Raw genomic sequence first — 25,118 nt, forward strand, 5'->3', positions numbered from 1 at the left:
GCGAATTTTTTTACCCGGGGGTGTTATTTTACATACTTCAAATGTTGATCAGCGAATTCCACAATGTAATTCACTTCATCAGCCGTAATTCGTAACAGTTCACACGTGAATTGAAGTTTATCAGCTGATTTTAATTGTTCACGCACTTTATCTACTGTCATATGCTTACACTTACGAGCATTAACACAATCTCTTATTTGCTTGTATCGATAGTAAGCATAGCGAGTGAAAGCATTCAGCATGTCTCGCTCATACCAATCACGTTGTGAATTCGTAATGGCTGTATCTATAATCTCTGTGTCATATGTCCATGTCCCATCAGTAAGATTCATGCTACCACCTCTCTTCATTGGTAAACTTAGGCGACCTCGTTGACTCTAGACGATTATGTACATCGTTATGGCACTTAATGCATAAGCATTGTAAGTTGTTTAGAGTCAATGACAAATGTGGGTGCGCCTTGACTTCTTTCATGTGATGAACGTTTTCAGATTTGTGATAGCGACCAGCTGCTTTACATAACTGGCATTCATAGTTGTCACGCTTTAATGCTTCTTTGCGTAAAGACATCCACTCACGGCTCTTATAAAATTTCATCAACTCATTACTATTTATGTGCTTGATTAGTTCTTGCTTACGTTCAGCCTTAATCATTTTATTGTTCATCCCTCCACAATAAATACTTTGTCATTTCGATCTATTTACTAACATACAATGGACTTGGGATAGCAAACTCTCACCTCGCCCATATTTTTTATACATTGCTGTCCCACCATTGCAAAATTAAAGTCATACCCTTTTGGATATGACCTTTAGTTAACATTATTTTTAACCTATCATCTTTAAATTTTTTAAGATGACTCAATATACAAAAGGAGCAATCCCATCCTTATTCTAAAAAAGTTTTCAATAGGATGAATACCTTCTTCACTTTCTATAACTATACATATTATAGAATTAGAAAGGAGGTATATACATGGGATACTTCGGAAATAATTTAGGCAATTACAACAACAATTGTTATTACGGAGGCTATAACGGCGGTGGCTATGGTGGCGGTTCAGCATTCGTCCTAATTGTTGTTCTATTCATTCTTTTAATTATTGTCGGCGCTACATTCTTGTATTAATCTCAAAACCTCTTTTGTTCACAACATAGGAATAAATAATAGGATAAAGTTAATTAGCCATACACCTCCTTATTTTAGGGTCACTTTTACCAGAGTGATCCTTTTCTTTTTAACCTTCCTAATATTGATTAGAAATCAGGTGAAAGTCTATCAGACTGTTCTTCGTTGTATTCCCAATGTCATAACATTTTTTTCAATTTATAAGACTTTATTTTTGTAAAATAGATAAATATCGCAATTCCTTTTGACAACTATTCATATTATATGATTATAGATTATAGAAAGGAGGGAAATTATTATGTCTCAGGAATTTGGTGGTTATGGTGGCTGGGGTGGCGGTTCAGCATTTGCGCTACTTATTGTTCTATTCATTCTTCTGATTATTATCGGCGCTACTTTCATGCGTTATTAATACCCAATACTGCCCCTAATGCTCATAATTATTAGGGTACCCCTACACCTTCAAATAATTACGATGGGTCACTATCCTCCGTGTGACCCTTTTAAATATTTTTCCTCTTTCAATGTCATGCTCAACCATTTTAGGCATAATAAAAAGCCATATACCCGATTGGATATGACTTAGCTAACATCTAATATTTTTTCTTGATAGTGTATACCTATTTTTAACATATTTATTTTTAAACATTTTTCTAGCGCATCCTAAGATAACTATCGCAATCCCTTTTGAAAACTATACATATTATATATTATAGAAAGGAGGGATATTTTATGGAATACTGCGGAGAATTTCGCGAAGAGCGTCGCGAACGAAACCCATTCGCTTTAGTCGTTGTTCTATTCATTCTTCTGATTATTGTCGGCGCTACTTTCATGCATAGAGGTTACTAATACCCAATACCGCCAATACCGCATATAATGCTCATAACTATTGTAAGGTAATACTAATTTAACCTTACACCTCCAAATCATTATTAAGGGTCACTATCCTCCGGGTGATCCTTTTAAATTTTCATCTTTCATTTTCATGCTCAACCTCTCAAGGCATAATAAAAAGCCACAACATAGAGATGTGGCTTTGCAGTGTTGACGTTTCCGCAAACGTCTATTTAGTTGGTATTGCCTGTTTCTTCATCTGTAAATATATCACGCTTTGACAAGTGTTGTTGTTACCTCTTTGTTACCTTGCGATACCACTTTACGAATATAGCCATATGAATAATCCAATTTGTCTGCAATCTCTTGATATGTCATACCATCGATAAAACGCAACTTAGCTATTCTGTATTCTAATCCCTCAAGCTTCTCTACGTTTTCACGAATCTCTTTTTCAATTGCTTGATAGTGTTCTAGCTTTTCTTCAAGTGAAGCAATGCGTCCATTCAAACGATCTGTTCGTTGTGAAGCTACGTCAAGCCCATACTTTGCTGCACCTATTGATGAAAATGGTAAATGCTCATGCTTACCAATCCAATATTCTTTGTCTACCTCTAGCATTTCGATTTCAGCCTTTGCAATATCTATAATGCGTAATAAATCTGCATAGTTCTTCATGATCTCCATTTACACTCGCCCCTTAGCCATCTTCTTGTTTTGTTTAAATAACTTCACTGCCAATTCATGTAGTTCATCTGTTGGCTTAGCCCGTAATATATCTGATACATCTGTTCCAATTACTTTTCGTTTTCCAATTCGAAAGCCCAACTCGTTCAGCATTTTAGCCACTCTCGCTACATGTTCGTGCAAGACATAAAGCTTAATTGCATGTTGCTCAAACGTTTCTGGAACATATCCTTCAACCAATTCGATATAGCTCTCTAACTTCTTTATCTGCTCCCTTGCTTCATCTAAGTTCATTCTTCCTTTTGCCCCCTCTACCGCACTTCAATAAATAGACTGGTGCACTCGCCCTTTACCACAAACCCTGTATTAGCAACGCTTCAACCCACTTCCGAATATGAGTACACGCTATTGCTTTTTATGTTGTACTGTATAAATAAAAGAAATTGATTAAATCATTTCACCCAATCAGGTTTAAAATTATCCATTGCTTTGTCCAATACATCTTGGTTGATTCCCACATATCTCAATGTTGTTTCTGGTGACGAGTGATTGAATAATGCTTGTAACGCTACTATGTCTTTTGACTTTAAATAGAAATGATAACCAAATGTTTTGCGTAATGTATGCGTCCCTATTTCTCTAATGCCACATTCCTCTGCTGCTTTACGCAAAATACGATAGGCTGTTGATCTATCAATTGGCCGATTGACCCCTTGCCGACTTCTAAATAGATACTCACCTTCACTCAAACCTTGTATATAGCGTTGAACATCTTTCCTTATATATGGTGGAAAAGTGAAGCGTTTTGGCTTGTTTGTCTTTTTTTCCACAATATCTATATGAGCGTATTGAACATCTTCTTTTCGAAGCTGCAACATGTCTGATATTCGAAGACCAGCACTTATGCCGATATAGAACAACATATAATCTCTTTCATTTATACTTTTTAAATATTGAAGCATTGCATTTACCTTTTCTGGATCACGAATTGGCTGAACAACTTTCATTTGCAATCACCCTTTCTGTCTAAATGCTCCATTTACTCTTTTGTAAGTGCTGCGTCTAATTCCCATTAACTCTTCAATTTCTCTTTGACTCATCTTCTTTTTAGGTTGGCGTCTTTTTGACGCTTGCCTTTCAACTTTTTCACATAATCCCTTTTGTACCAACTCTGCTTGTAACGTCCTCATATCTTCCACTCCTTTAATAAAATAAAAAGAGGCACCAACAAAACAGGTCATTCTCCTGTTTGTTAGTGCCTCCGGTATTTTCCGTAAAGGCTGTTATTGAATTATTTCTAAATTAATTTCAATATGTTATTGCTATTGATTCGTCCATATCAAGCTTTTTCGTTTTCTTAACAATAATTTCCTCACATGCTTCACACTCAAAATAATAAGAAGAGATGTCTTTCCCGTTGACATGGCTAAAGAACTCAAATTTATGTTCTTTGCCATTAATGCATTTTTCACTTGGTACCTCTTTTGCTTTTTTCATGAACTCTAATAGTGTTGGCAATTCCATTTTTTCATCCCTCTTTCACAGAACGTATGTTTCACTTAATTATAAGAACATACATTCTATTTTGCAAGGGTAATATTTACTTTCCTTAAACTTTTAATAATCCATTTACTCAAATAGTTCATTAAAGTTGTTTAAATTCCATACTTGTACTTGCCGTTAGAATCGGTTTTCTTATTAATCGAGAAAGTACATCTTCAATATCATCAACTAATACTTCTTTGATGTATGGACTTCTTAAAGGCAATTCATCTACAGTTATAGGAAAAGGTATATCCAGCTCCATGTATTGCACCATTTGAGTAATTACATCTAACCTATTTCTATCAGCACAAACAATGTATAAATGTTCCTCACTTGCTTTTTTAATTAATTCTGTGGTTTTACCGCAAGCTCTTTTACCACCAATCATCATTACGCTCAACCTCCTTTTTACATACTTTACTCATATTGTTCAGTAAGCGCTGCTCACATAAAGTATCTTTGTTCAAACCTAAATAGGTTTTAATCCAATCTCATATTTCTTTTAAACATATTATAAAAGAAATAGTGGGGTGAAATTATGTCTAAAAAAAAGAAAATTACTAGAATAAAACCTTACGGATATTGTCCGCCAGTTAAGTACACAGCACTTAATAGTTGCTGTCCTTCAGTCCCCGCCTCTTCGTGTCTTTGTGATTGTTGTGTTTCTCCACTTCAGTCCGTCTTACAGCAGCTTGTTGGGCAAACTGTAATTCTTGGCACTGTTGCAGACGCACCAAATGTACCTCCTCTATTTTTTTTATTCACAATTATTGAAGTGAATGATTTTTTAGTTACTGTTACAGATGGTGCGACAACCTTTGAAGTAAATATTTCTGATGTTACAGGAGTAGGATTTTTACCACCAGGACCTACTATCAACTTGTTGCCACCTGTTAATTCAGGGTGCGAATGTGATTGTCGCGAACGACCGATTAGACAATTGCTAGATACACTTATCGGTTCTACAGTGAATCTTTTAGCAGTTAATGGTTCTATTGCAGCAGATTTTACCGTGGAACAAACAGGTCTTGGCATAGTGTTAGGTACTTTACCAATAAGTCCTGAAACAATCGTTAGATTTGCAATTTCAACTTGCAAAATTACAGCTGTAGGGCAGACTAATTGAATAAGGAATGATATTAAAGATATTTAGTGAGTCGTTAGTTATTAATAATTAGTAATTTTATTCTTGAACTAACAGGGGCTTAGTTGAATAGCTAGAAAGACGTATCCATCTCATACGAGTGGTCTTTTTTTAAAATAGAACATTAATAATGATTCTAAATTATTAATTGATTGTAGCCTATTGCCCTTTACTCCATTTTTCACACGAATAAAATACTACAAATGGAGGTGAAAAAATGGATAACTGTAGTAACTGTAATAAACGTTCCTGTTTATGCGGAAGCCAAATAGGACCATTCACAGCCGTCGATCTCTGTGGAATTACTGGTGCTTTTCCTCCTGTAACACCAACAGCATGTAGTGGTCTTTGCGAATATGGTTATATCTATAATCTAGGTGCTGAAACCGTAGCTGTAGAGGCAGATATTATTTTTGATTCAACAGGTATAGTTACACCGGGGATTACGCATGCTCCAGGAACCTCTCAAATTTTTGTTACCACACCGGGAATCTACGAGGTTACTTTTATCGTATCAGGTGTTGAACCTAACCAATTCACACTATTTTTAAATGGTGTACCGGTTGCGCAAGCAGTCTATGGTTCAGGAGCTGGTACTCAACAAAACACAGGTCAGGTAATAATTTCTATACCATCCAGCGGGTTTCTTACACTTAGGAATCATTCTTCTGCCGCAGCAGTAATCCTCCAAACTTTAGCAGGAGGCACACAAACAAACGTAAATGCTTCTATTATCCTTAAAATGTTAAGTCCAATTGTCTAGAGATATAAAACTCTCTTTATTTCAAAACTTCAATAGATTTCATAGTTAGGAGTGATTAACCTTTTGCGCAGGAATTACTCCTTTTTTCTTTTCATAATTATGCACTCTTCCTTTACTGAACGATATCTTTCGATTAATTCTCATATTGTTCAGAAAAAATATTTCACGCACACTACCTTAAAACTGTAACGACCACACCGTTATGGTTTTTTATTTTCAATTCGATTTCCTAGGTCATCCACTATACAAAACCTGCTATTACTACATATTTATAATAGTGTTAAGCAAATTAGCTTAGCTCTGCACCTTTTTAAAAATTTATTGGCTTCGGGTCACTCTGCCTCAAGTGACCCTTTTGAATATAGTTATTTTTAATTAGATGGCAAAAACCTAGATATATTCATAGAGAAAGCATTTAATATAACACATCACACATTTTTCCAATTTTCAATTTGCTAATTTCGCCATTTCCCTTAAGGAGATGGTTTTTTTCATCGTTTTACACACATTTTTATTGTTGTTATGTTTTCAACTTAAATTACATATATTTATTTTGGGATAGCAACCTGTTGCATTGCATCGCCCCAAGTTGTACTTGCACAACGCTATCCCGCTAATACATAATAAAAAGTTTGATTATGTGCCTTTGTTACAATAATCTTCATTAATGTTGATTTATTTATGAATTTTTTTTTTTATTTCATCCATACTATCCTTGTTTGAAAAATGGCGAAAAATTAGAAAAGGAAGTGTAGTATGGGTATACTTAGTGGAAATCCAAAAGATGAACCATTACATTATGGTGAAGTATTTAGTGTCTGGACAAATCTAGCAACAAATAATGGCTTAATTGCTGGATATCAAACATTTTATAATCACGCTGGTGATGAAGATTTAAAAAAAATTATTGAAGATATCATCCAACTTTTAAGAGACGAAGTGAAACCGTTAGAAAAGGTATTAAAAACTAACGGCGTTGGCTTACCTCCTGCACCACCCGAGCGTCCGGTAGCAAGAATTGAAGACATTCCTCCTGGAGCAAAATTTAATGATCCAGAAATTAGTGCTGCACTGTCAGTAGACCTTGCTGCTGGATTAGTTGCATGTAGTCAAGCAATGGGCACTTCAACTCGAGAAGATATTGCTTTAATGTATGGTCAATTCCATGCAGCAAAAGCTCTACTCGGTGCTAAACTACTACGTCTTAATAAGACTAAAGGTTGGTTAGTTCCACCACCATTACATGTAGATTATCCAGAAAAATAATATTTATTTACCTGGCAAACCGTCTCCCCAGTATCAAACTGGGGATATTTTTGCATCGGCCCAAGATGTTTTTGTACTATCCCACTATAGCAATAGGTAAGACTTTGAAGTTATCTCCATCTTTTCCCCTGCTCCACACCGTACGTGAACCTTTCAGCTCATACGGCGTTCCATCTTATTCTTTTAGACTAAAGCAACTAAATTACATTTCTTACGAAATTGGTTTAATTTCTCCAATAGTTTACCATCCAATCGGAGGAGGCTCTTATATCTTTCAATCGTCTCTGTTTCTGTAGCGTGTATTAATTTGTGAACATTTTTATGCACTATTACAAGGTTCTTAAATTCATCTGTACCTCCCATATGGCGAGGGATTTTGTGATGACAATGGACTTCTTCTGCTACTAAGAATTCACCTGTTACAAAGCAAGCAAAAGCAAAATGACCGCAAGTCCAGCAAACCTTTTCACACATAAATTGACCCCCTGCACAATATCTTTCGATTTCACTTACCTATATTCGATTACCCTCACAGACGTAGTACCTCGCTCAATACATTTACGCTCTATTCGTTCAAGTAATTTGAAATCCACGGATCCGTTGAAAGTAGACATCAATTTTTTTAATCCATGATTTTGAGATACTTGCATCTTTTGTTTATTTACTGATGACACAAGCTTTTTAGCTTTTTCTATTGCATAATTCTTGCTGATAGATTTAGATAACATCATGCCTGTAAGATAATCTGATACAATCCACATATCGTATTTTTCATGTAATCGAGCTGGTCTGTGCAAAGCTAAGTAAACCCCGTTGTGTAATATTAATTGCTGCACTAATACTTCACGCTGAATTGCTCCAAATGGTCCCGGATGTGCTACAAACATTTTCATAAAAATTCCCCTTTCGTTTCTGAACAAGATCTTTCTATTTTTTAACTGCCCCAACACGTCTACGTTTACTTTCGCTCACTTCAAATACCTTGCCATGCTGCCACTGGATAGAATCTTGTCCGTACTCTTTAGGCTCCAGAACCTCTACAACTGCCCCTTGTTGTACGATGTATACTCCGTCACCCATCGCGCCCAAATTAACCATATTGCCCATATAAGCCCCTCCCTGTTATAATTACTGTAGTTGTATTAAGCGAGAGGCTTAATTGTAGGGCTACGGCTGCAACCGTAGCTCTACGCTATCCATTCCAATTCACGAACATCACATAAAACGACTTCCTCAGTAAATTGAACTTCCACAGTATTTCTTTTTATTTCAACCACTGTTCCGATTTTTTCAATCAGATGATCACAATAATATTTCCGATAATTATGAATCTCCCGATCTATAGACTCATCCAAAAGTTTAAGTTTCACCCTATCATGCTTTTGAATAGCTTCATGTTTTGGCTCTACTGGGTAATCAAAGATGTTTAACTGCTGCATGCTATATCCGTTTTAGACACTGGACCACGTTTACCAGTTAGCCCCTGCCATACCTTCCACTCATTTAGCTCTTGCTTTGTAATGTCGTAATACTCTGCAATTTGATAGTTTTTCAAGCCCATCTCTTGCAAATCCAAGTACCGATCTATTGTTAAAACCATACCGTGCTCAGTCTTTGATTCTGCTAAAATATCAGTCTTATTTTTTTTACAAGATACTTGAACATCACGTTTATTTAGGTTTAACAAGCTTTTACCGATTTCATTGAACTTTATGAAGATGTCGCAAGACTTACAGCTTTTAGCATTACGATCATATCGATTTAGACAAATAACACAGTGCTGATTGTGTAAAGCATTTTGCTGCTTTAAAAGCTCAATTCTGCTACTCATACAACTTCCCTCCATCTACATTTAGGAATCAATCATATTCAGGATTTGATATTTCTAATTCAACATCATCTTCATCAATGATTAACTTTGCACCACTCGCATAAATTTTGAATAATGTTTCTTCCAATCCTCTCAGACCTTTCATAACAGCTTTGATGTCAAATTCATCAATAGAGCGACTTCCTCCAAAACCATTATCATTAATTTTGACCGAATAAACTTTCCCACTTTCATCTACGTGCAATCTGTATTTGCAATCATATTCCCTAATATCTTCTCTTGCATCTAAAGCAATCCACCACGCTCCGTAAGGCTTGTCTATGTGAAGTGTCATTTCATGGTATTCTTCATAACCAATTTCTTCCAAATCTTCAATTTCCTCTTTTAACTCTTTAACAATTTCTGATAATTTGTACTCTCGTTTCGAGTCAGATAGTAAACCTTCAATTTGATTTTTAATTTTAGCAACACCTTGATTTGTAATCTCGTCATCTAATTTGTCCTTAATAGCCTGTAAGATTAAATGATTGTATGTTGATAAATTTAAATCATTAAAATTGATTTGTAGTGCTTCTTTAGCTTTAGATTTAAGGTCTTTAGAGAAGTCACTCCAACTTCCAAATAAGTCCTTTACAACATCATTAATAGTTGATTCAACGTGCTTTTCTACAATCTCCTGAACCTTTCCTTCTGATTGCATTTTTGCTAAACTATCCATCACCATTTTATTTAAGTTCATTTAATACTCCCTCTTTCGTATTATTATTTTTGGGTTACTTTTGATTGTCTCTCCATCACGCAGCACCAATGACCGCTGTAGTGATGTCTTGTGAATTTGCCAACCATACGCCATTTTCGTTTTTCATTGTCAATAACCTTCTTTTGCAAGTCGTGTTGCGTAACTGCATTGACCACTTTACGTCCATAAAAATGATTACCCACTGCTTACACCACGCTCTCATTCATGCTCTTTTCCATTTGAGCATCATACATACGATTCAGTTCTTCGTCTGACAATTTATCAAGGTATTGCTCTGAATACCCTGTCATTAAGTGGAGAATAAAAACTAATTCATTTCGCACTCTCTTTAGCCCTCCCTAACTTTTCTAATATTCTTTGACGTTCGGCTTCAAAGTCTATTTCTTGACCAACCTCTACCGAACTTGAGTTTCCTTCATTACGTTTGTGGAACCAATCAGGCACAACTTCTTGACGCCCTTTACGGTAGCTCGATGTAGTTGCATTAGATTTAGCTTCTTTAGCTTTATCAGCTTTAATTTGGCGTATAAGTGTTGTTGCCTTTTCACGTAGCTTTTTTGTTGAGAGAATATTAGTTTTCCAAAATGAATTGGCTTGTGACCAATCAATTAGATATTCGATTTGTTCAACGGTTCTGTTATCCTGTTCCATCATCAAGCGAATAGTATCAGCCCAAGTGTTCATGTTTGGTTGTTTAAAACTGGGGTCATCAATCAATATCTTTTGATAGAGTCTATTAGCTAATTGGTAATGCACGGAAGATTCGTCGTAAACTCGTTTGCGACTGTTCCCTTTTCTCTGTGTATTCTCTGTAGTAGTCTCTGTGTATTCTCTGGTTATTGGTACCGCCATTTTGTCGTGAACGTTCACGTCATTTTGTCGGTTTCCTATCTGACAATTTGTCGTTTTGGATTCCGTCATTTTGTCGCTTTGCATTCCGTCATTTTGTCGCTTTGCTTTTTCATGCAGTTCTTGAAGTGTTTCGTATTTAATTCGATACCATTTTGTACGATCCATTTTAAGCTTGTTATAGTTGCCAGTAACAAGGATTTCTATGTCTTCGAGACTCTGAATAACACGTTCTAATGTACGTTTCGACCAAAAAGGAAACTCCTCATGCCACTCATCTATAGTTTTGTACACCCATTTGTGACCATCACGCACATTAGTTGATACACGTGACCAATAATGTACTTGTTGTAAAACTATTGCATTGTTTAACCCAATTTCTGAAGCAAGTGTTGGTAACACTTGCAAAGGTGGTTCATTAATTAATAGATTCATAGTTGCTCGCTCCCCACTGTACAACAAATCTCAATGCGTCCTGTAGCTCATGTTGCTTCACGTCACGATAAGAGCCCACTTGATAGCGTTCTTTAATTGCGGACCATATTGCTCGAAATAGTGCTCTTCTGGCATCCTTTTCGTTCCCTGCCAGTTCAAAAACTCGTTTATTCACTTCTTTTCGCAAACGTAATTGTTCACCTGAATGCAATGTAACTTCTTGTAATCTCTGTTCCAAAGTTGTCACCCTACTTTCAAGTTGTTGATAATCACCTAGACTAATTGCCAAAGTTTGAGTTCGTTCATTCTGTGGCTTGTCCAACATTGTGTAATAACTATCAATGAGTACACGATAGACATCTTTAGCCTGCTTGCTCTTAGAAAACTGAGCATGTAGAAAAGCCCCTTTTTCAGTCCAAAGATAAAGAACCGAAACATATTTAAGGGTAGCGTCATTTTGACGCACGCCTTTAAATGCTTTCAAATCCTCACCTGTTAGAGCAAAGTAATGTACGCCAAGTTCGAATTGCTCCTGATTTCGTTGAAAGTTACGATTGATAGTCTTGCTATCTGTTTTAAACGATTCAGCGAGTTGTGCACTTGTTAAGACACGTAAATTCCCATGGACAATAATTTCTGGTAGCATTTTTACTCCCCTTTCTTGCTGTTTCGTTACATTTTCGTTATAATATTTTCAATGTTATTTTTTAAGTTGCTTACTCGCATGCCAGTGCTTGTAAGCTTTTTTTATGCTTACTTTTAAGGGTTGCGTCATTTTGACGTACGGCTCTGTAAATATCCATATATCGCTCGACTGGTTCTTTTGCTAACCATTCTTTTACGTTAATCTTCACATGGATCACCTTCCTTTCCGATGCATTCCCATCATCGGACTCATAAGCTTATTGCTTATGAATCCTGTGACGAGAACGAATCAAACAGCTTTCAATGGTTCTCTAAATCTTCTACTAGTTCAATAGCGTCTTTAATAGCATTTACTCGACCCTTTTGTGCCAAATAATCCTTTTGATTGCTCATATACAAACAACTATCGAAAGCTTCGGCCACATCGACCGCATAATCCCTTAGTAACTCTTCCTCCTGTGACAAAAATGTACGTAGTTCCTCTAATACTTGTTCCATGCAAATTCCTCCTCTATTGACTTATATACAGTTCTTGTCCATAATAAAGAAACAAGGTTTTTATTAAATTTTTGAACTGTTCACCTACCAAAGTTACAGTTCAAACATGATGCAGGTGCTATTGCGCTTGCATTTTTTTATTTTCAGCCTTCCGAACAGCTACCAACTGCACACCATCTACTTCTGCTGAAAGATGTTCTTGTTCAAATTCTTGAAACATTGAAGATATAATGCGAATCTCCTTTACACCTTCTGTTAAACGCTGAAAATATTCATACGTCACTTGCACTTTGCAAATCCCGTCATAAAAATCTGAAGATAATATCCCTGCCTTCTGTGCCATTTCCTGCTTTTCCATTAGCATCGATAACAAATCCTCCATCTGGAAATTTGAATAACACATATCTAAGTTGGCATTTGCTAACCTATGAAGCTTAAATTTAGATGCTTCAAGAAAAGCCAGAAATGCTTTAATTTTCTCCATCCCTTTGTCACCACTTTCAAAATAATGTTGTCTCTTTATCCAACGTAGATTTTGTATAATCCACTTTATTTCCATCTTTGAACCCCATTTGATAAGCTTCTATTTCTTCAACAGGTGGAATCTTGTAAGATAGACCTTTTTTGTTTCCAAATCTTTTATCATATTCCTGCTTTACTTCTGTTGGGAGTAATACCATTAATCCGTATTCTTGTTCCATTGCTTTTACTTGTTCTTCGAATTTCTCTTTTAAACCATTCAAAAAACCTCTAGTGTATGAATTTTTCAATTCAGTAGTCATCCTTTTGGTTCTATGGGTTTGGGTGCTATCGTAGTAGTCGTTAACGAATTTCTGAACGTAAAAACTTAAAACATCATAAGCTAGCACGTACATTTCTTTAGCGAGAGATACATCACTATCAAATCCCATAAACATAATTGCTCTTTTCTTTTTTGTTTCACCTTTTATGATTTTATTGTTGTAGTACCAAGTAACTCTAAAATTTTGTGTGATTATATTCGCTAATTGTCGCTCCCACCAATATAAGGTTTTATGAGCTGTTGCTTGACCTTCTGATATAGCTCTATCATTCTCTTTTTCAACTATTTCTGATGAAGAAATATCATATTTAATCATTAATTTTTGAGCCATCATAAATGCAGTCTGGCATTCTTCATCATTTTGATGATCATTTGCAAGTGCTAACAAACCTTTGATTTTTTCAATAATTGATTCATTACGCTTTGTCATTTTTTCACTTCCTTATGAAAACTTAATCAAATAAACCAACAAACAAACCCACCAATAACCGGAAGCAATGTTTGTAGAATAGTAAGCCCGTCCATGCCCATTAAGAATGCAACAGCAACTTCTTGTGTGTTTGTCTGCTTGAACCATTCCATAAATGTGACGGCATCTGGAACTTTTACACTGTTCTCAAATTTCGAGATACAAGGCTGCGTGCGATTCATGCGATGTGCGAGCTCTTCTTGTGATAGACCTGCACGCTCGCGACATGCTTGCAATATGGAGCCCATTTTCATATTCTCACCACCTTCCATATTCCAAACTGGAATACTCTATTTAGTTGTTGTACGTTAAAATTCTTATATGAAGCGTTAACCAATGGATCTTAATGGCTTCACATTTTGTTCCACCCACTCCGTATGCTCTTCCACCCATTTCATAAATAAATGTGTTGGAATTAACACACCTGCCTCACGTAGTACAGGAAAATCAGCCCTCCCTAATAGCTCTGAAGTCTTCGTATTTCCGATGCGCAGTAGCTGTTTCAATTCCTCCCTCGTTAACATAGGCGGCAGTGGTCTTACTTGCCAATCCAAGTCATTGATCGCTGCCCTCATTTCCTCTCTAATTAATGCTCGAAGTTCGACAGAATCAAAATTTACATTAATCAAAGCCTCACCTCCATTATACTTTTTGATTTTTATCCATTTTTGGAATTAAATTCAATAATATATTTTCGTCTCTTTTCGTCCCTTCAAAAACATTGAGATATCAACTACCGAAAATTAGATAGATTTTTGTTTTCTTTCGCATGCTTTCGTGATAACTGGAAAAAATGTGCCCCCTTCCAAGTCAATTACTTTTTTATAAATCAGGAAACAATTCGAATAATGGTGTTTCTAGTACAATTTTCAACTGTAAGGAAATCTCTAATCCTGGATTAGACCGCCCACTTTCAATAGCACCAATCATTACACCTGAACAGCCAACCATTTTACCTAGTTGTGCTTGTGTAAGCTTTCTCGCTTTTCTTTCCGCAATCATTCGTTCACGTTTAGCCCCCTTTATATTCCTAAATTCATCTGAAGGAACAGGCTTTTTGAGTCTTTTCTTACGTTTTGGCTTTGTCATACTCCATCCCAAATTCCTCATCTCCTTCACAAGATGGTAACATTTAGTTGCATTCGAGTTCAAAAAAAATTTCTTCAATGGTACTTGAATAATAAATCGCGATTCTTCTAGCTAATTCTAAAGAAGGTGTTCTTGTACCACTTTCAATAGCACTCAACATCTGCCTTGTAATATCAAGGCTCTTTGCAACTTCAGTAATTGTTTTTTCACCACGAAGTTTTATCAGTTTCTCTCTCACGCTTCACCTCTCCTTATTGGCAACTTTTGGTTACCTTACAAATCCAATATAAAGCAACATAATGTTACTGTCAATATCTTTTTAGTAACTTCTAGTTGCACACAGTAACTTATTGTTGCGTTATAATTGTATTAATTATTAAAATACATAAATTTATATTTCGAAAGGGGAATTACTATGTTTTCAACTAGACTTAAAATGCTCAGAACTCAACATCGTAAGACCCAACAAGAAATTGCAGATTTATTAGGTATCACGAGGCAAGGTTATGCAAAATATGAGAATAATTTAGGGGAACCTGATAATTCTACATTAACTAAGTTAGCAGATTATTTTGGAGTAAGCACTGATTACCTATTGGGCCGAACTGATACCCCTGCACTTACACCACAAGAAAAAGACGAAGCTGCTTTCCAAGCCTTCGCCAATGATCCAGAACTTAATGTATTTTATAGAGAGCTTCCCGAATCAGATGAGGAAGCAGTACGCAAACTTCGTAACATTTGGGAAATCATAAAAAACGATAAAAAATAAGGACATGCAAAATGTAGCATGTCTTTGTTAATAAAAATTATTGTAAAAATTAAGTATTTATGGTTATGTAAACAAGGTAAATAATGAATTTGAGTTTCAGTAGTAATATTGTAGCTCTTTATTTTTATTTACTTTTTAGTTCTATTTACGCAAGGATCAATAACCTATTTTTATTACAAATAACTACAAAAACATTAATTTACGTAAGGAGAAAGAAAAATTGTTTGAAACAAAAAATGTACATTTGAATGATTTAGTTTTAGACCCATTAAATCCTAGGTTTACAACAAGAGAAGATAGAAATTTTACTGAAACAGAGACTATTGATTATTTAATAGAATATGAAGAATTAATGACATTAGCAAAAAGTATTAATAGTTATGGTGGTTTTACTCCTGGTGAACGGTTAATTGTTGTTAAAGAAAATAACAAATATGTTGTATTAGAAGGTAATCGGCGTGTGTCGTCGTTAAAGCTATTGAATAATCCTAAACTAACTAGCTTAAATAAACCCATCCCAAAAATTACTAAAGATTGTTCTCAATTTATTAAAGAAATTCCTGTAGATATAGTAAAATATAGAGAAGATGCAGATAAAGCATTACTTAATAGACATATTGACGGAATAAGACTTTGGTCTCAATTTTCTAAAATGAGATTTTATAAAAAGATGGTAGATAACGGTAAGACAATAGATGAAATAAAATCTATCTCTCCTGATTCGCCTTTAACAATTAAAAGAGCTTTACAAAGATACTCAATTCTCACAAATATTATAGAAAATTATAAAATTTTCTGTAGTGATTCTACATTCATAGATAATGTAGTTGATACCTCTCTTCCAACTGAGTTAATTGTATATCGTTTCTTTACTTTTTTTACAGATGAAAATGGTTTAAATCTTAAGTTTTCAAATGATAATGAACTCATACTACCTAAAAATAATATGAAACAAAAATTACTATTAAATATTCTGGTTTTAATAGCGAAAATGTATTGGGAAGAAGAGATTATTAATACTCGTCTACTTAATAAAAAAGAAGAAATTTATAATTTCTTTGAAGGAAAGAAAATTAATCAAAAAACACCAGAAGTTCTTAATGAAACACATGCAACATTGTTAGAATTACTTACTAAATACAAGAATTCTGAAGATGGCTTAGATGGATTAGAAGCTGAACAAGAGGTTGTATCAGATTCAAATATAGAAAATGATAAAGACCAAATTGAACCTGACGATAAACGTGAGATAGATGATAGCCTTGAAAATGATCGGGAAACAGATGATAGCCTTGAGAATGATTGGGAAACAGATGATAGCCTTGAGGATGGCCGGGAAACAGATGATAGCCTTGAGGATGGTCGGGAAACAGATGATAGCCTTGAGGATGGTCGGGAAACAGATGATAGCCTTGAGGATGGTCGGGAAACAGATGATAGCCTTGTTGATAATTCAACTGATAAGGATAAAAAACAAAATAATGGAGGTCGAAAAAGAAAGAATCCTGATGAATACGATTATCTACTAAAGGCTTATCCATTCAAAAATAAATATCGTGAAAATACTCGTATCAACGCAATAATTAGAGAATTAGATAAACTTGAATATAAATTCTTTGGTCTTTCTGTTAACTTTCTTATGAGAAGTCTTTTGGAGAGCTATGCTTACGAATATACACGATTATTTTCAAATCTTGATCATACAGATGAAAATAAATTAAAAGGCTTAACAGTAAAAAACTTCTCATCTAAAGAGCTAAATGAGAAATTTTCACAATATATAGCTCAACATATTGGTAAAATTGAGGATGGCCTTTACGCTACTACTGAAGCACGTATTATTAGTCTTTTTAGTAAATCTAATAACTTTTCTCTTACCCAAAAACTAAATCAATTTGTGCATTTACCTGATTTTAATCCTACTTCTTTTGAGAATCTTGAAAGTTGGGAGAATATCTGTAGAATAATAAAATCTATGGATGAAATTATATACAAATTTTCTGGCCAAAATTAAAGTAATGTTATATTATATCAATGAGGTGATAAAATGGCCAGTCTCTCCCCACTTCGATATCCAGGTGGTAAATATAAAACATATGATTATGTAAAACATTTAGTGCAACAAAATAATTTAACGACATATATCGAGCCTTTTGCTGGAGGAGCTGCTGTTGCCCTCAGTCTATTATTTAATGGTGATGTACGAAAAATAATTATTAATGATATTGATCCAGGAATATATTTATTATGGAGAACCATTATTACAGATCCAGCTGGACTAATACAAATGATTAACGATACCCCTGTTACTCCTGAAGAATGGAGAAATCAAAAAGAAATTTATGCTCAAGGTATTGATGGAGGTGAGCTTAGACTTGCCTTCGCCACTCTTTTTCTGAATAGAACTTGTTTTTCAGGCATTATTAAAGCTGGTATGCTTGGTGGTGAATCTCAAGAAAAAAATACTGTTGATTGTAGATTTAATAAACAAGATATAATTAACCGTATTGAAAACATTTATGCATTTAGAAACCAAATCCAAGTATATAATATGGACGCAAAAGACTTTATAAAAAATGTTATAAAAAAAACTAGAATGTCTCTAACCTTTTTTGATCCACCTTATTATATAAAAGGGCCAGATTTATATACAAATTTTTATTCTCACCAAGACCACGTAGAATTAGCCAAAATTATAAAAAAAACTATGAGAAATCGATATTGGATTTTGACATATGATATAGCAGAACAAATTGAAAAACTCTATAAACGCTATGACTATAAACGGTACAATTTAAATTATTCAATTGCTAAATCTACTAAAGGTCAAGAATTTATTTTTTTCTCTAAAAAAATTGAAATTGGTCAAATTGAAAACCATCTTAATTTGTGTGATCCTATATTATGAAAATAGCGTTATATTAAAGTTTCGCTTCAATCTTTTATCTTTATATATTGTTTATACTTTACCCCACTTCCAAATGGTGGGGTTTTATTGTACACTATACACGAACATTAGTTCTATATTATTTTCAGGAGATGTTTCCATGAAGTACAAAACGCATACAGAGGAGTTCATAGAAGAGTTCTATAATCGGTTAGAAATATTAACAACTGAACATTTAGATTTCAAAACAATATCCTTGAAGCTTGGTATTTATGTTTTTTATTGGCCAGATAAAAGTCAGGCACTCTTTCTAAAAGAGAGTGCATACATATTTTTAAATGAGCAACTTACACATCAGCAGCTATGGCAGGATTTTTGCCATGAACTAGCACATGTCCTTTTACATACTGGAAATCAAAGTCACATGTCTCCTCTATTCCGAGAATATCAGGAGAACAAAGCAAACCACTTTATGTATCATGCCTGTGTCCCCTCTTTCATGTTGGATGAGATAGAACCGGGTAATCTCACTGTCGAATATGTGCAGCAGCAGTTTAATGTGGAATATGATTTTGCCTTTAAGCGATTAAAACAATACATCAGAAGAGAGCACTTATGCTGAAATGGAATAGGAACTGAACTATCTCTGTTCTATATTTGAAAACATAATGATATAAGCATTCAAAATTAATGAAATGAAGGTGAATAATTTGAGCTTAGGTGAGTTATTGAAAGAATTACGTGGTGATGAGGCTTTACGTGATGCAGCAAAGCGTATGGACATTACCTATTCCTACTTAGCTATGCTTGAAAGAGGAAAAGATCGTCGCACTGGTAATCCTATTAAACCAACACCAGAAACTTTGCAGCGAATCGCTAACGCATATAAATGTGATTACCTAAAGATGGTTGAAATGGTAGATTTTTCAATTTACCCTTCTTATAATCCAGCATTAAAAGAACCTTTTGCTCACAATCTCTCATTACAGCAATGGTACAAGTCTCTCCCCCACTGTAATGAGCAAGATGTTGAGAAACTAAAAATAATCTGGGATATATTTCATGAAGGTGGTGACAACTAGTGCATTTCGTTCAAATAAATAAGACAACTTGGCGTTGTACTGGTGAAGGTCCTCGTAACCCTTCCACTGGTAAACGTCGACAAATTACTCGTCGTGGTAAAAGTAAAGGCGAAGCTCGTGAAAGAGTAGAAAAAGCTATTGCTGAGTTAAAGAAAGCATATACCTTTGATGCAAAAATTACGTTTGATGAGTTCAGCCAAGATTGGTTGAAACTTTATCGGATGAAAGGTAATAAGGAAACGACTAATGACCATCGTACCTACTGCATTTCCCTACTCAATCGTTACTTAGCGAAAAAGAGAATGACTGCCATCTCAACTATTGAATTACAAGGTGTCCTCAATCATCTATTTGAAAACGGCACTGCATTTAATACGCTGCGTGGTACTCACAATGCAGCTAAAATGATTTTTGCCTATGCAAAAGAAACTGGATTGATTGAGATGAACCCTGTAGACGCTACTTTTGTTCCAAAGAAAAAAATGACGTTAGAGGAAGTTACTACTGAAGAAACAGTGAAGCTTTATTTAGAAACAGACGAATTGAAGGAATTTTTAAGTTACGTGGACAAACACCGTAATATCATGTATCGTACTTTGATTTACACAATTGCTTTCACAGGTATGCGCCCAGGAGAAGCTGTTGCTTTAAAGTATGAAGATGTCGAATTAGAAAAAAAGGTGATCCACATCAACAAAACGGTATATGCGAAAAATGGTGTACGTGGTGACTTTGAGCTTACACCCCCAAAAACATTAGGTAGTATCCGCTCCGTGGATATTGATGATATTGTGATAGAAAAACTGAAACAGCTTTATCAATGGCGTGAAGATCGTGAATGGGTAAAGTCTGAATTTGTATTCGGTGACAAGGAAGGTATCCCCCCTACCGTCAAGATGCTCAACCAAACCGTTCGACGCCTTGGCGCCCTTACCGATATACAAAAACAATTTCGCACCTATATCCTCCGTCATACACATATTAGTCTGTTGGCAGAGGCTAGTGTGGACTTAAATTTCATTATGAATCGTGTTGGTCACAAAAACTCTGACACCACTACGAAAATTTATTTACACGTTACTTCTGGAATGCGCGCAGCTGCAACTGAAAAAATGCATGCTAAGTTCACAGAGTTGTTAGTAGAATAATCTTTTTCATAGTTACAATTTATTTGAACACCATAATAAAATAAGTATATACTGGAAGAAATCTGAATGAAAGTGGTGTCAACAATATTGAAATCTAAATTTTATTCTAGTATCTCTCCAATTAAAACTAGTTGGTCAAAATTTTTCACACCAGATATACACCAATGTTTATTAGACATAGAATCAAGAATTGGACCGGATTATGACTCAAGTCGATTTAAATAATGTTAACGTTGTCATTTTTGGCAGGGATCCTTACCCAGGATTAGTACAGGACACACCAATAGCAACAGGTCGAGCTTTTGAAGTAAGAAACTACTCATCCTGGACAGAACCAACAAAAAATGCCTCTTTACGGAACATATTTAAGTTATTGTATATGAATGAATATCAAAAATTACCCGCCATTAAACAAATGAGAAAAAAAATAACTAATGGTACTTTTAAACTTTCACCACCTACTGATTGGTTCAGCAAAACTGAATCTGAAGGTGTATTATGGCTAAATACTGCATTAACATGTAAAAAGGATGGTAAACCTGGAACTCACGTTAAAATTTGGGAAGAATTTTCAAATGAATTAATTAAATTTATTCATAGCAATACTAACCAGGTTACATATGTCTTGTGGGGACAAGCAAGGGTATTAAAACCTCAACTAAAGAAGATAGGTGTCCCTGTTAGTAAAATTTTTGAAAGTGACCATCCCTCATCAACAAGAAATAAACAAAACACTAGCTTTTTTAAACAAAATTTCATAGACTCTATTCAAAATGTAAATTGGTTTGTTTAATAATGACTAACTAATAGGAAGTTAAATTTTTAGTAATAACTATTTCCTAATCAATTAAAGATAAAACAAGAATAAATGTTTACTTTCCGTGACTTTTTTCAAAAATCAACTTGAAATATCCCCTATAACCCTTGATATATCAAGGAATCAAAAAAGCATGAACGCTTATATTCATCGTAAGCGTTCATGCTTTTACCCTCTTTCATATGTATTCGCAATGGTTATTATAGCAAGGTTTTACGTCATTGTATAATGATTCGATTTCACCGTTATTCACTTACTTTCGGAATTTTGGTTGCTTTTTTGTTGCTTTAGTTGCTTTTTATTTTTAGATAAACGTTTGTATTTTAACCGAGAACCAAGGGAATAAAACTGACGGATCTTCTTGGAGAATAAGATAACTAATCAAAGTTGTCTGTTTTTTTGTATGTACTTTTCCCTACGAATTCCCTAAAATGGTAATTTAGAGGAGGAATATAAATAATGAAAAAATTAGTCTACATAGGAGTTTTGTCTGCACTTTTACTTACTGCTTGTGGCGAGGAAAAAGCTGAAGTAACAGATAAGCCTCAGGAAGCATTAGATAAAGCTAAAGAAAAAGATGCGGAGAACGAAGCTAAACAAAAAGCTAAGGAAGAAGAAAAAAAGGCTAAAGAAGAAGAGAAAAAAGCCAAGCAAGATGCTAAAGAAGCAGAAAAAGAGGCTAAAGCTAAATCGAAAGAACAAGATAAAATAGCTAAACAAAAAGATTATTTTATTAAAAACACTCAACCAGCCATCGACGAGTGGACCAAATCGTACGATCAATTATGGAATAAATATTGGAAACCAACATTCGAAGCAATAGGAAATGGTAGTACTGATGTATACACAGCTTACGATAATATGAAAGCTTTGAAAGAAGGATATGGAGAGTTAACTCTTAAAAATTCATTACCAGTTGATGAATTAAGTAAGCAGCAGAAAAAAGATGTTAAAGATGCTATGGATCAGTTTAAATATGCAGCTGCTTCAAGACAAATGGCTGCTGAAAAGGCTATGAAAATGTTCGATGAAGGCAACTTTTCTCCTTCTCAGATGGATAAGATAAAATCTGATATTACAGCTTCTGATAGTCAATTATTGCAAGGAATTGTCGGGATTACAACAATTAAACAAGAATTAGGCTTAATTGAAGACGTAAAGAAATAAGTCCACTCAAATGAGTGGCTTTTTTCTTTACATAAAAAATAGGCACTTTTCTAATCAGTCCCTTTCATTTGTTTATATGGCTTAAAAGTAATTTCTCAACCTTCGTTTTCAATGTTTGATTGGCATATCGTAATACTAGGTCATCTCTAGGTGTTGTAACGGTCTAGTCACTAAAATTTTCGTCAATATTCTCCCACTTAACGATTTTTATTTTTTCTTTAGCTAATACCCTTTTGATGTTGTTATAGTCGTTAATTGCCTTTTAGTAGTTTTTTCAATCATTGGTAGATAAATCTTACTCAATTTGAGATTTCCTAACACTAAGAAATCTCGCTGTAATGATTGTATTGCCAAATCCAATTTTAGTGCCTAATTTTGAAGTAGCCGTTTGGTCTACAAAGGGACTAGCTGCAAGTGTCTGTATACTTTGCTTGTCACACACCAAAAAAATGGATTTTAATCCACACTAACAATTTAGCAGTTACTAATTTAATAGGTATTAATTACAGTTTTCTATTTGTCTATGTACTTCTTCCTCCAAATTTCCTAGAATGGTAATATAAAGGGAGGATTTTCAATGAAGAAAAAACTAATTTTTAGTGCAGCATTAGTATTAAGCTTAGGATTAACTGGATGTGGAAGCGATTCATCAAAGGACGATAAGCCAAAAGAGAATGGTGCTAAAACTGAAGAACATCAAAAAGTTCTAGCTAAAACAACAGATGATGTAATTAAACATTTTAAAGATGATGGTTTAGAACTAGGAGAAGCTTCAGACTTACCAAAAGATGAATTTGGAAATATCCGAAAAGAAGGTAAAAGAATTTTTATCCCTTCTCTCGGTGATAATTCAGGTGGTCGAATATTTTTATTCGATAATGAAGAAAATCTAAAAAAAGCAAAGAGTTATTATGATGAATTAGGAAATTCAAGTCCTATGTTTTATTCTCACACTCATCAAAGTGGAAAATTTTTATTACAAATGAATGGTGATATGGAAGATAATGAATTTGCTAAGTATGCATCTTCACTAGAAAAAGCTGTAACAGGTTCGACTGACATTAAAATAGAAGAAAGCAAATCCAATAAAGTAGATAATTTAACAGAAGCGAATGTTGGTGATGTAGTGAAAGATGATTTTGCAGGTACATATACAATCACGGATTTATATGAAGCACCAACTGAAAAATACAAAAGTGCTGATGTTGAATTTTCAATTGATGGCATGAAAACAGCTAAACTTGTTGCGCGTGATCCAAAAATGATTGAAACAGAAGCTGAAACAAATGTACTTATCCTATCGATAACGGGAGAAAATTTATCTGATGACACTTTAAGTTTTCATCCAAATTCAGCGAAAATGACTACTGATACAAAACGTCAAATCAATTCTATTGTTGAAATTTCTCATTTTGAGTCCGAATTTATTGGCAAAGTAATACAAAAAGGTGAAGTTATATTTGATTTAGGAAAAGAAGGTTTAGAAGGTGTCAAAGAATTAAAATTTGTTTTTGATAGTGCTTCAAAAGATAACAGATTTATTGGCGAAAAAGTAACAGTAGTTGTGCCAGTAAATAAAAAATAGTCACTCAATCGTATTTCACCCCAAAAGTTAGACAAAAAATCTATCTTTTGGGGTGACATACAGTTAGATGTGACTCATAATATTATTTTCTATGTAATTTAATCCTTTCGATTCAACCTTGGCGTTATACAAGGAAACCGATATTAATTTATTCTCTAGACATTCACGATAAATGCTCGCACCAGAAATGAACCCTTTTTCTTGGATCATTTCAACTATTTCTCCGAATGTTTGTTTTTCTATTTCAAAATCATAAAATTTAGGCTCTTCCTGATTAATTAATCCTTCTAGAATATCTAATATTAATTTTTCCTTATCCAAACAATGCTACCTCCAATCTATTTAATAATATAGATTAAAAGGTAACATTTGTCACATAATGACTCCATAATAAATAGCCTTACCGTGCAAGCCCCTTAACTCTCCCCTGTTTTGGAATGTTTCTCCTTTTTCATACTTATATAAGAACTATGAATTTTGTTTTTTATGAAAGAGGCACAAGGTTATTTATGCTGTAATGTATATATAAATTATGTTTATTCCTCTAAAAGTAGGGAAAAGACAAAATATAGAGTCAGATTCTATATTTTTGGGAGGGATTTATAATGGCAAAACGAAGAACAGGTGTTGTAATTGCAGGGTTAGCTTTAACAGCATTTTATTTAAGTAAAAAAGAAAACCGTGATAAAGCGTTAAGTATGCTCAATAGCGCAAAAGCTAAATTAGGATCCTACTTAAATACTACGGAGATAGACAAAAACATATCAGAGCGGATAACTGCTCAAGCAGCGACACGAGCTGGAACATCTCCAACAAAAATAGCTTCAAACGAAATGGTTGCTGAAGGTGGAGGACATACAGGTATCCATTTTTTCAATGAAGAAATTCAGGGTAAAGAACAATAATAACAA

40 protein-coding genes and 3 pseudogenes are annotated in these 25,118 nt (G+C 34.4%); 16 read left to right on the top strand and 27 right to left on the bottom strand.

What is annotated here, in order from left to right:
• Nucleotides 1–23 precede the first annotated feature (23 nt).
• Both ABH966_RS13055 and ABH966_RS13060 read right to left on the bottom strand, forming a co-directional pair.
• Nucleotides 24–332, bottom strand: a complete 309-nt coding sequence (locus ABH966_RS13055) for a hypothetical protein (protein ID WP_370079059.1) — start codon at nt 330–332, stop codon at nt 24–26.
• A gap of 1 nt (nt 333) precedes the next feature.
• Entirely contained in the window at nt 334–597 is a 264-nt protein-coding gene (locus ABH966_RS13060; protein WP_370079142.1) for an HNH endonuclease, read from the bottom strand.
• Between the two features lie 379 nt (nt 598–976).
• Between ABH966_RS13060 and ABH966_RS13065 the strand changes: the two genes are divergently transcribed.
• From ABH966_RS13065 to ABH966_RS13075, 3 genes are all read left to right on the top strand, one after another.
• On the top strand, nt 977–1,129 hold the full coding sequence (locus tag ABH966_RS13065; RefSeq protein ID WP_370079061.1) for a YjcZ family sporulation protein: 153 nt from the start codon (nt 977–979) through the stop codon (nt 1,127–1,129).
• 298 nt (nt 1,130–1,427) lie between these two features.
• The gene (locus ABH966_RS13070; RefSeq protein WP_370079063.1) at nt 1,428–1,541 is read left to right on the top strand and encodes a YjcZ family sporulation protein; all 114 of its coding nucleotides are present in this window, start codon (nt 1,428–1,430) and stop codon (nt 1,539–1,541) included.
• A gap of 320 nt (nt 1,542–1,861) precedes the next feature.
• Entirely contained in the window at nt 1,862–1,981 is a 120-nt protein-coding gene (locus ABH966_RS13075; RefSeq protein WP_370041794.1) for a YjcZ family sporulation protein, read from the top strand.
• Nucleotides 1,982–2,236: 255 nt separating this feature from the next.
• On the opposite strand, the gene ABH966_RS13080 is transcribed toward ABH966_RS13075, so the two are convergent.
• The 6 genes from ABH966_RS13080 to ABH966_RS13105 form a co-directional block, all read right to left on the bottom strand.
• Nucleotides 2,237–2,653 (bottom strand): sigma factor-like helix-turn-helix DNA-binding protein, encoded by a 417-nt coding sequence (locus tag ABH966_RS13080; protein WP_370079065.1) that lies wholly within the window; start codon nt 2,651–2,653, stop codon nt 2,237–2,239.
• Entirely contained in the window at nt 2,654–2,947 is a 294-nt protein-coding gene (locus ABH966_RS13085; RefSeq protein ID WP_370079067.1) for a hypothetical protein, read from the bottom strand.
• 158 nt (nt 2,948–3,105) lie between these two features.
• Nucleotides 3,106–3,660 carry a site-specific integrase gene (locus tag ABH966_RS13090; protein WP_370079069.1) on the bottom strand — a complete coding sequence of 185 codons (555 nt, stop codon included), beginning with the start codon at nt 3,658–3,660 and terminating at the stop codon, nt 3,106–3,108.
• Nucleotides 3,661–3,666: 6 nt separating this feature from the next.
• Complete coding sequence (locus ABH966_RS13095) at nt 3,667–3,843, bottom strand: hypothetical protein (protein ID WP_370079071.1); 177 nt, start codon at nt 3,841–3,843, stop codon at nt 3,667–3,669.
• 118 nt (nt 3,844–3,961) lie between these two features.
• A complete protein-coding gene (locus tag ABH966_RS13100; RefSeq protein WP_370079073.1) occupies nt 3,962–4,177 on the bottom strand; it encodes a hypothetical protein in 216 nt (71 codons plus the stop codon).
• Between the two features lie 121 nt (nt 4,178–4,298).
• Nucleotides 4,299–4,589, bottom strand: a complete 291-nt coding sequence (locus ABH966_RS13105) for a hypothetical protein (protein WP_370079075.1) — start codon at nt 4,587–4,589, stop codon at nt 4,299–4,301.
• Between the two features lie 252 nt (nt 4,590–4,841).
• Between ABH966_RS13105 and ABH966_RS13110 the strand changes: the two are divergent.
• The 3 genes and pseudogenes from ABH966_RS13110 to ABH966_RS13120 form a co-directional block, all read left to right on the top strand.
• Nucleotides 4,842–5,324: pseudogene (locus ABH966_RS13110) on the top strand (bclA protein); the annotation flags it as partial.
• A 235-nt stretch (nt 5,325–5,559) separates the two neighbouring features.
• Complete coding sequence (locus ABH966_RS13115) at nt 5,560–6,105, top strand: collagen-like protein (protein WP_370079077.1); 546 nt, start codon at nt 5,560–5,562, stop codon at nt 6,103–6,105.
• Between the two features lie 756 nt (nt 6,106–6,861).
• Nucleotides 6,862–7,371, top strand: coding sequence for a DUF3231 family protein (locus ABH966_RS13120; protein WP_370079079.1), 510 nt, complete (start codon nt 6,862–6,864; stop codon nt 7,369–7,371).
• A 183-nt stretch (nt 7,372–7,554) separates the two neighbouring features.
• Here ABH966_RS13120 and ABH966_RS13125 read toward each other — a convergent pair.
• The 18 genes and pseudogenes from ABH966_RS13125 to ABH966_RS13210 form a co-directional block, all read right to left on the bottom strand.
• Nucleotides 7,555–7,800, bottom strand: a pseudogene (locus ABH966_RS13125) (HNH endonuclease signature motif containing protein); the annotation flags it as partial.
• Between the two features lie 80 nt (nt 7,801–7,880).
• Complete coding sequence (locus tag ABH966_RS13130; protein WP_370079081.1) at nt 7,881–8,264, bottom strand: hypothetical protein; 384 nt, start codon at nt 8,262–8,264, stop codon at nt 7,881–7,883.
• A 34-nt stretch (nt 8,265–8,298) separates the two neighbouring features.
• Nucleotides 8,299–8,478 (bottom strand): hypothetical protein, encoded by a 180-nt coding sequence (locus tag ABH966_RS13135; protein WP_370079083.1) that lies wholly within the window; start codon nt 8,476–8,478, stop codon nt 8,299–8,301.
• 80 nt (nt 8,479–8,558) lie between these two features.
• Nucleotides 8,559–8,810, bottom strand: a complete 252-nt coding sequence (locus tag ABH966_RS13140; protein ID WP_370079085.1) for a hypothetical protein — start codon at nt 8,808–8,810, stop codon at nt 8,559–8,561.
• Nucleotides 8,798–9,202, bottom strand: a complete 405-nt coding sequence (locus tag ABH966_RS13145; RefSeq protein WP_370079086.1) for a hypothetical protein — start codon at nt 9,200–9,202, stop codon at nt 8,798–8,800. Before ABH966_RS13145 ends, ABH966_RS13140 begins: the two co-directional genes overlap by 13 nt.
• A 28-nt stretch (nt 9,203–9,230) precedes the next feature.
• Entirely contained in the window at nt 9,231–9,941 is a 711-nt protein-coding gene (locus ABH966_RS13150; RefSeq protein ID WP_370079087.1) for a hypothetical protein, read from the bottom strand.
• 55 nt (nt 9,942–9,996) lie between these two features.
• Complete coding sequence (locus ABH966_RS13155) at nt 9,997–10,128, bottom strand: hypothetical protein (protein ID WP_370079088.1); 132 nt, start codon at nt 10,126–10,128, stop codon at nt 9,997–9,999.
• Nucleotides 10,129–10,147: 19 nt separating this feature from the next.
• Complete coding sequence (locus ABH966_RS13160) at nt 10,148–10,285, bottom strand: hypothetical protein (protein ID WP_370079089.1); 138 nt, start codon at nt 10,283–10,285, stop codon at nt 10,148–10,150.
• Entirely contained in the window at nt 10,275–11,246 is a 972-nt protein-coding gene (locus ABH966_RS13165; protein ID WP_370079090.1) for a hypothetical protein, read from the bottom strand. Before ABH966_RS13165 ends, ABH966_RS13160 begins: the two co-directional genes overlap by 11 nt.
• The gene (locus tag ABH966_RS13170) at nt 11,230–11,892 is read right to left on the bottom strand and encodes an ORF6N domain-containing protein (RefSeq protein ID WP_370079092.1); all 663 of its coding nucleotides are present in this window, start codon (nt 11,890–11,892) and stop codon (nt 11,230–11,232) included. Before ABH966_RS13170 ends, ABH966_RS13165 begins: the two co-directional genes overlap by 17 nt.
• Before the next feature lie 70 nt (nt 11,893–11,962).
• Nucleotides 11,963–12,100 (bottom strand): hypothetical protein, encoded by a 138-nt coding sequence (locus tag ABH966_RS13175; protein WP_370079094.1) that lies wholly within the window; start codon nt 12,098–12,100, stop codon nt 11,963–11,965.
• 91 nt (nt 12,101–12,191) lie between these two features.
• Nucleotides 12,192–12,389, bottom strand: coding sequence for a hypothetical protein (locus ABH966_RS13180; RefSeq protein WP_370079096.1), 198 nt, complete (start codon nt 12,387–12,389; stop codon nt 12,192–12,194).
• 118 nt (nt 12,390–12,507) lie between these two features.
• The gene (locus ABH966_RS13185) at nt 12,508–12,873 is read right to left on the bottom strand and encodes a hypothetical protein (protein ID WP_370079098.1); all 366 of its coding nucleotides are present in this window, start codon (nt 12,871–12,873) and stop codon (nt 12,508–12,510) included.
• A 16-nt stretch (nt 12,874–12,889) separates the two neighbouring features.
• Nucleotides 12,890–13,621: a DUF2786 domain-containing protein gene (locus ABH966_RS13190; protein ID WP_370079100.1), complete on the bottom strand. Its 732-nt coding sequence runs from the start codon at nt 13,619–13,621 to the stop codon at nt 12,890–12,892.
• Between the two features lie 26 nt (nt 13,622–13,647).
• A complete protein-coding gene (locus ABH966_RS13195; RefSeq protein ID WP_370079102.1) occupies nt 13,648–13,914 on the bottom strand; it encodes a helix-turn-helix domain-containing protein in 267 nt (88 codons plus the stop codon).
• A gap of 75 nt (nt 13,915–13,989) precedes the next feature.
• A complete protein-coding gene (locus ABH966_RS13200; protein WP_370079144.1) occupies nt 13,990–14,235 on the bottom strand; it encodes a DNA-binding protein in 246 nt (81 codons plus the stop codon).
• 247 nt (nt 14,236–14,482) lie between these two features.
• Nucleotides 14,483–14,761: a helix-turn-helix transcriptional regulator gene (locus ABH966_RS13205; protein WP_370079104.1), complete on the bottom strand. Its 279-nt coding sequence runs from the start codon at nt 14,759–14,761 to the stop codon at nt 14,483–14,485.
• 31 nt (nt 14,762–14,792) lie between these two features.
• On the bottom strand, nt 14,793–14,987 hold the full coding sequence (locus ABH966_RS13210; protein WP_370079106.1) for a helix-turn-helix transcriptional regulator: 195 nt from the start codon (nt 14,985–14,987) through the stop codon (nt 14,793–14,795).
• A gap of 177 nt (nt 14,988–15,164) precedes the next feature.
• Here ABH966_RS13210 and ABH966_RS13215 point away from each other — a divergent pair, with 177 nt between their 5' ends.
• The 9 genes and pseudogenes from ABH966_RS13215 to ABH966_RS13255 form a co-directional block, all read left to right on the top strand.
• Complete coding sequence (locus tag ABH966_RS13215; protein WP_370079108.1) at nt 15,165–15,521, top strand: helix-turn-helix domain-containing protein; 357 nt, start codon at nt 15,165–15,167, stop codon at nt 15,519–15,521.
• Between the two features lie 220 nt (nt 15,522–15,741).
• A complete protein-coding gene (locus tag ABH966_RS13220) occupies nt 15,742–17,535 on the top strand; it encodes a hypothetical protein (RefSeq protein WP_370079110.1) in 1,794 nt (597 codons plus the stop codon).
• A gap of 33 nt (nt 17,536–17,568) precedes the next feature.
• Complete coding sequence (locus ABH966_RS13225; RefSeq protein ID WP_370079112.1) at nt 17,569–18,429, top strand: DNA adenine methylase; 861 nt, start codon at nt 17,569–17,571, stop codon at nt 18,427–18,429.
• 139 nt (nt 18,430–18,568) lie between these two features.
• Nucleotides 18,569–19,030 (top strand): ImmA/IrrE family metallo-endopeptidase, encoded by a 462-nt coding sequence (locus ABH966_RS13230; RefSeq protein WP_370079114.1) that lies wholly within the window; start codon nt 18,569–18,571, stop codon nt 19,028–19,030.
• Between the two features lie 88 nt (nt 19,031–19,118).
• Entirely contained in the window at nt 19,119–19,490 is a 372-nt protein-coding gene (locus tag ABH966_RS13235) for a helix-turn-helix domain-containing protein (RefSeq protein WP_370079116.1), read from the top strand.
• Nucleotides 19,490–20,638 carry a tyrosine-type recombinase/integrase gene (locus tag ABH966_RS13240; RefSeq protein ID WP_370079118.1) on the top strand — a complete coding sequence of 383 codons (1,149 nt, stop codon included), beginning with the start codon at nt 19,490–19,492 and terminating at the stop codon, nt 20,636–20,638. The genes ABH966_RS13235 and ABH966_RS13240 overlap by 1 nt, the downstream gene beginning before the upstream one ends.
• Nucleotides 20,639–20,840: 202 nt before the next feature.
• The gene (locus ABH966_RS13245; RefSeq protein ID WP_370079120.1) at nt 20,841–21,431 is read left to right on the top strand and encodes a uracil-DNA glycosylase family protein; all 591 of its coding nucleotides are present in this window, start codon (nt 20,841–20,843) and stop codon (nt 21,429–21,431) included.
• A gap of 483 nt (nt 21,432–21,914) precedes the next feature.
• Complete coding sequence (locus ABH966_RS13250; protein WP_370079122.1) at nt 21,915–22,622, top strand: hypothetical protein; 708 nt, start codon at nt 21,915–21,917, stop codon at nt 22,620–22,622.
• Between the two features lie 577 nt (nt 22,623–23,199).
• Nucleotides 23,200–23,667, top strand: a pseudogene (locus ABH966_RS13255) (stress protein); the annotation flags it as partial.
• A 603-nt stretch (nt 23,668–24,270) separates the two neighbouring features.
• Here the strand turns inward: ABH966_RS13255 and ABH966_RS13260 are convergent.
• Complete coding sequence (locus ABH966_RS13260) at nt 24,271–24,528, bottom strand: YjcQ family protein (RefSeq protein WP_370079124.1); 258 nt, start codon at nt 24,526–24,528, stop codon at nt 24,271–24,273.
• Nucleotides 24,529–24,812: 284 nt separating this feature from the next.
• Here ABH966_RS13260 and ABH966_RS13265 point away from each other — a divergent pair, with 284 nt between their 5' ends.
• Nucleotides 24,813–25,112: a hypothetical protein gene (locus ABH966_RS13265; RefSeq protein ID WP_370079126.1), complete on the top strand. Its 300-nt coding sequence runs from the start codon at nt 24,813–24,815 to the stop codon at nt 25,110–25,112.
• The last annotated feature ends 6 nt before the right edge of the window (nt 25,113–25,118 follow it).

This window comes from Lysinibacillus sp. RC46 (assembly GCF_041262385.1).
Taxonomy (GTDB): domain Bacteria; phylum Bacillota; class Bacilli; order Bacillales_A; family Planococcaceae; genus Lysinibacillus.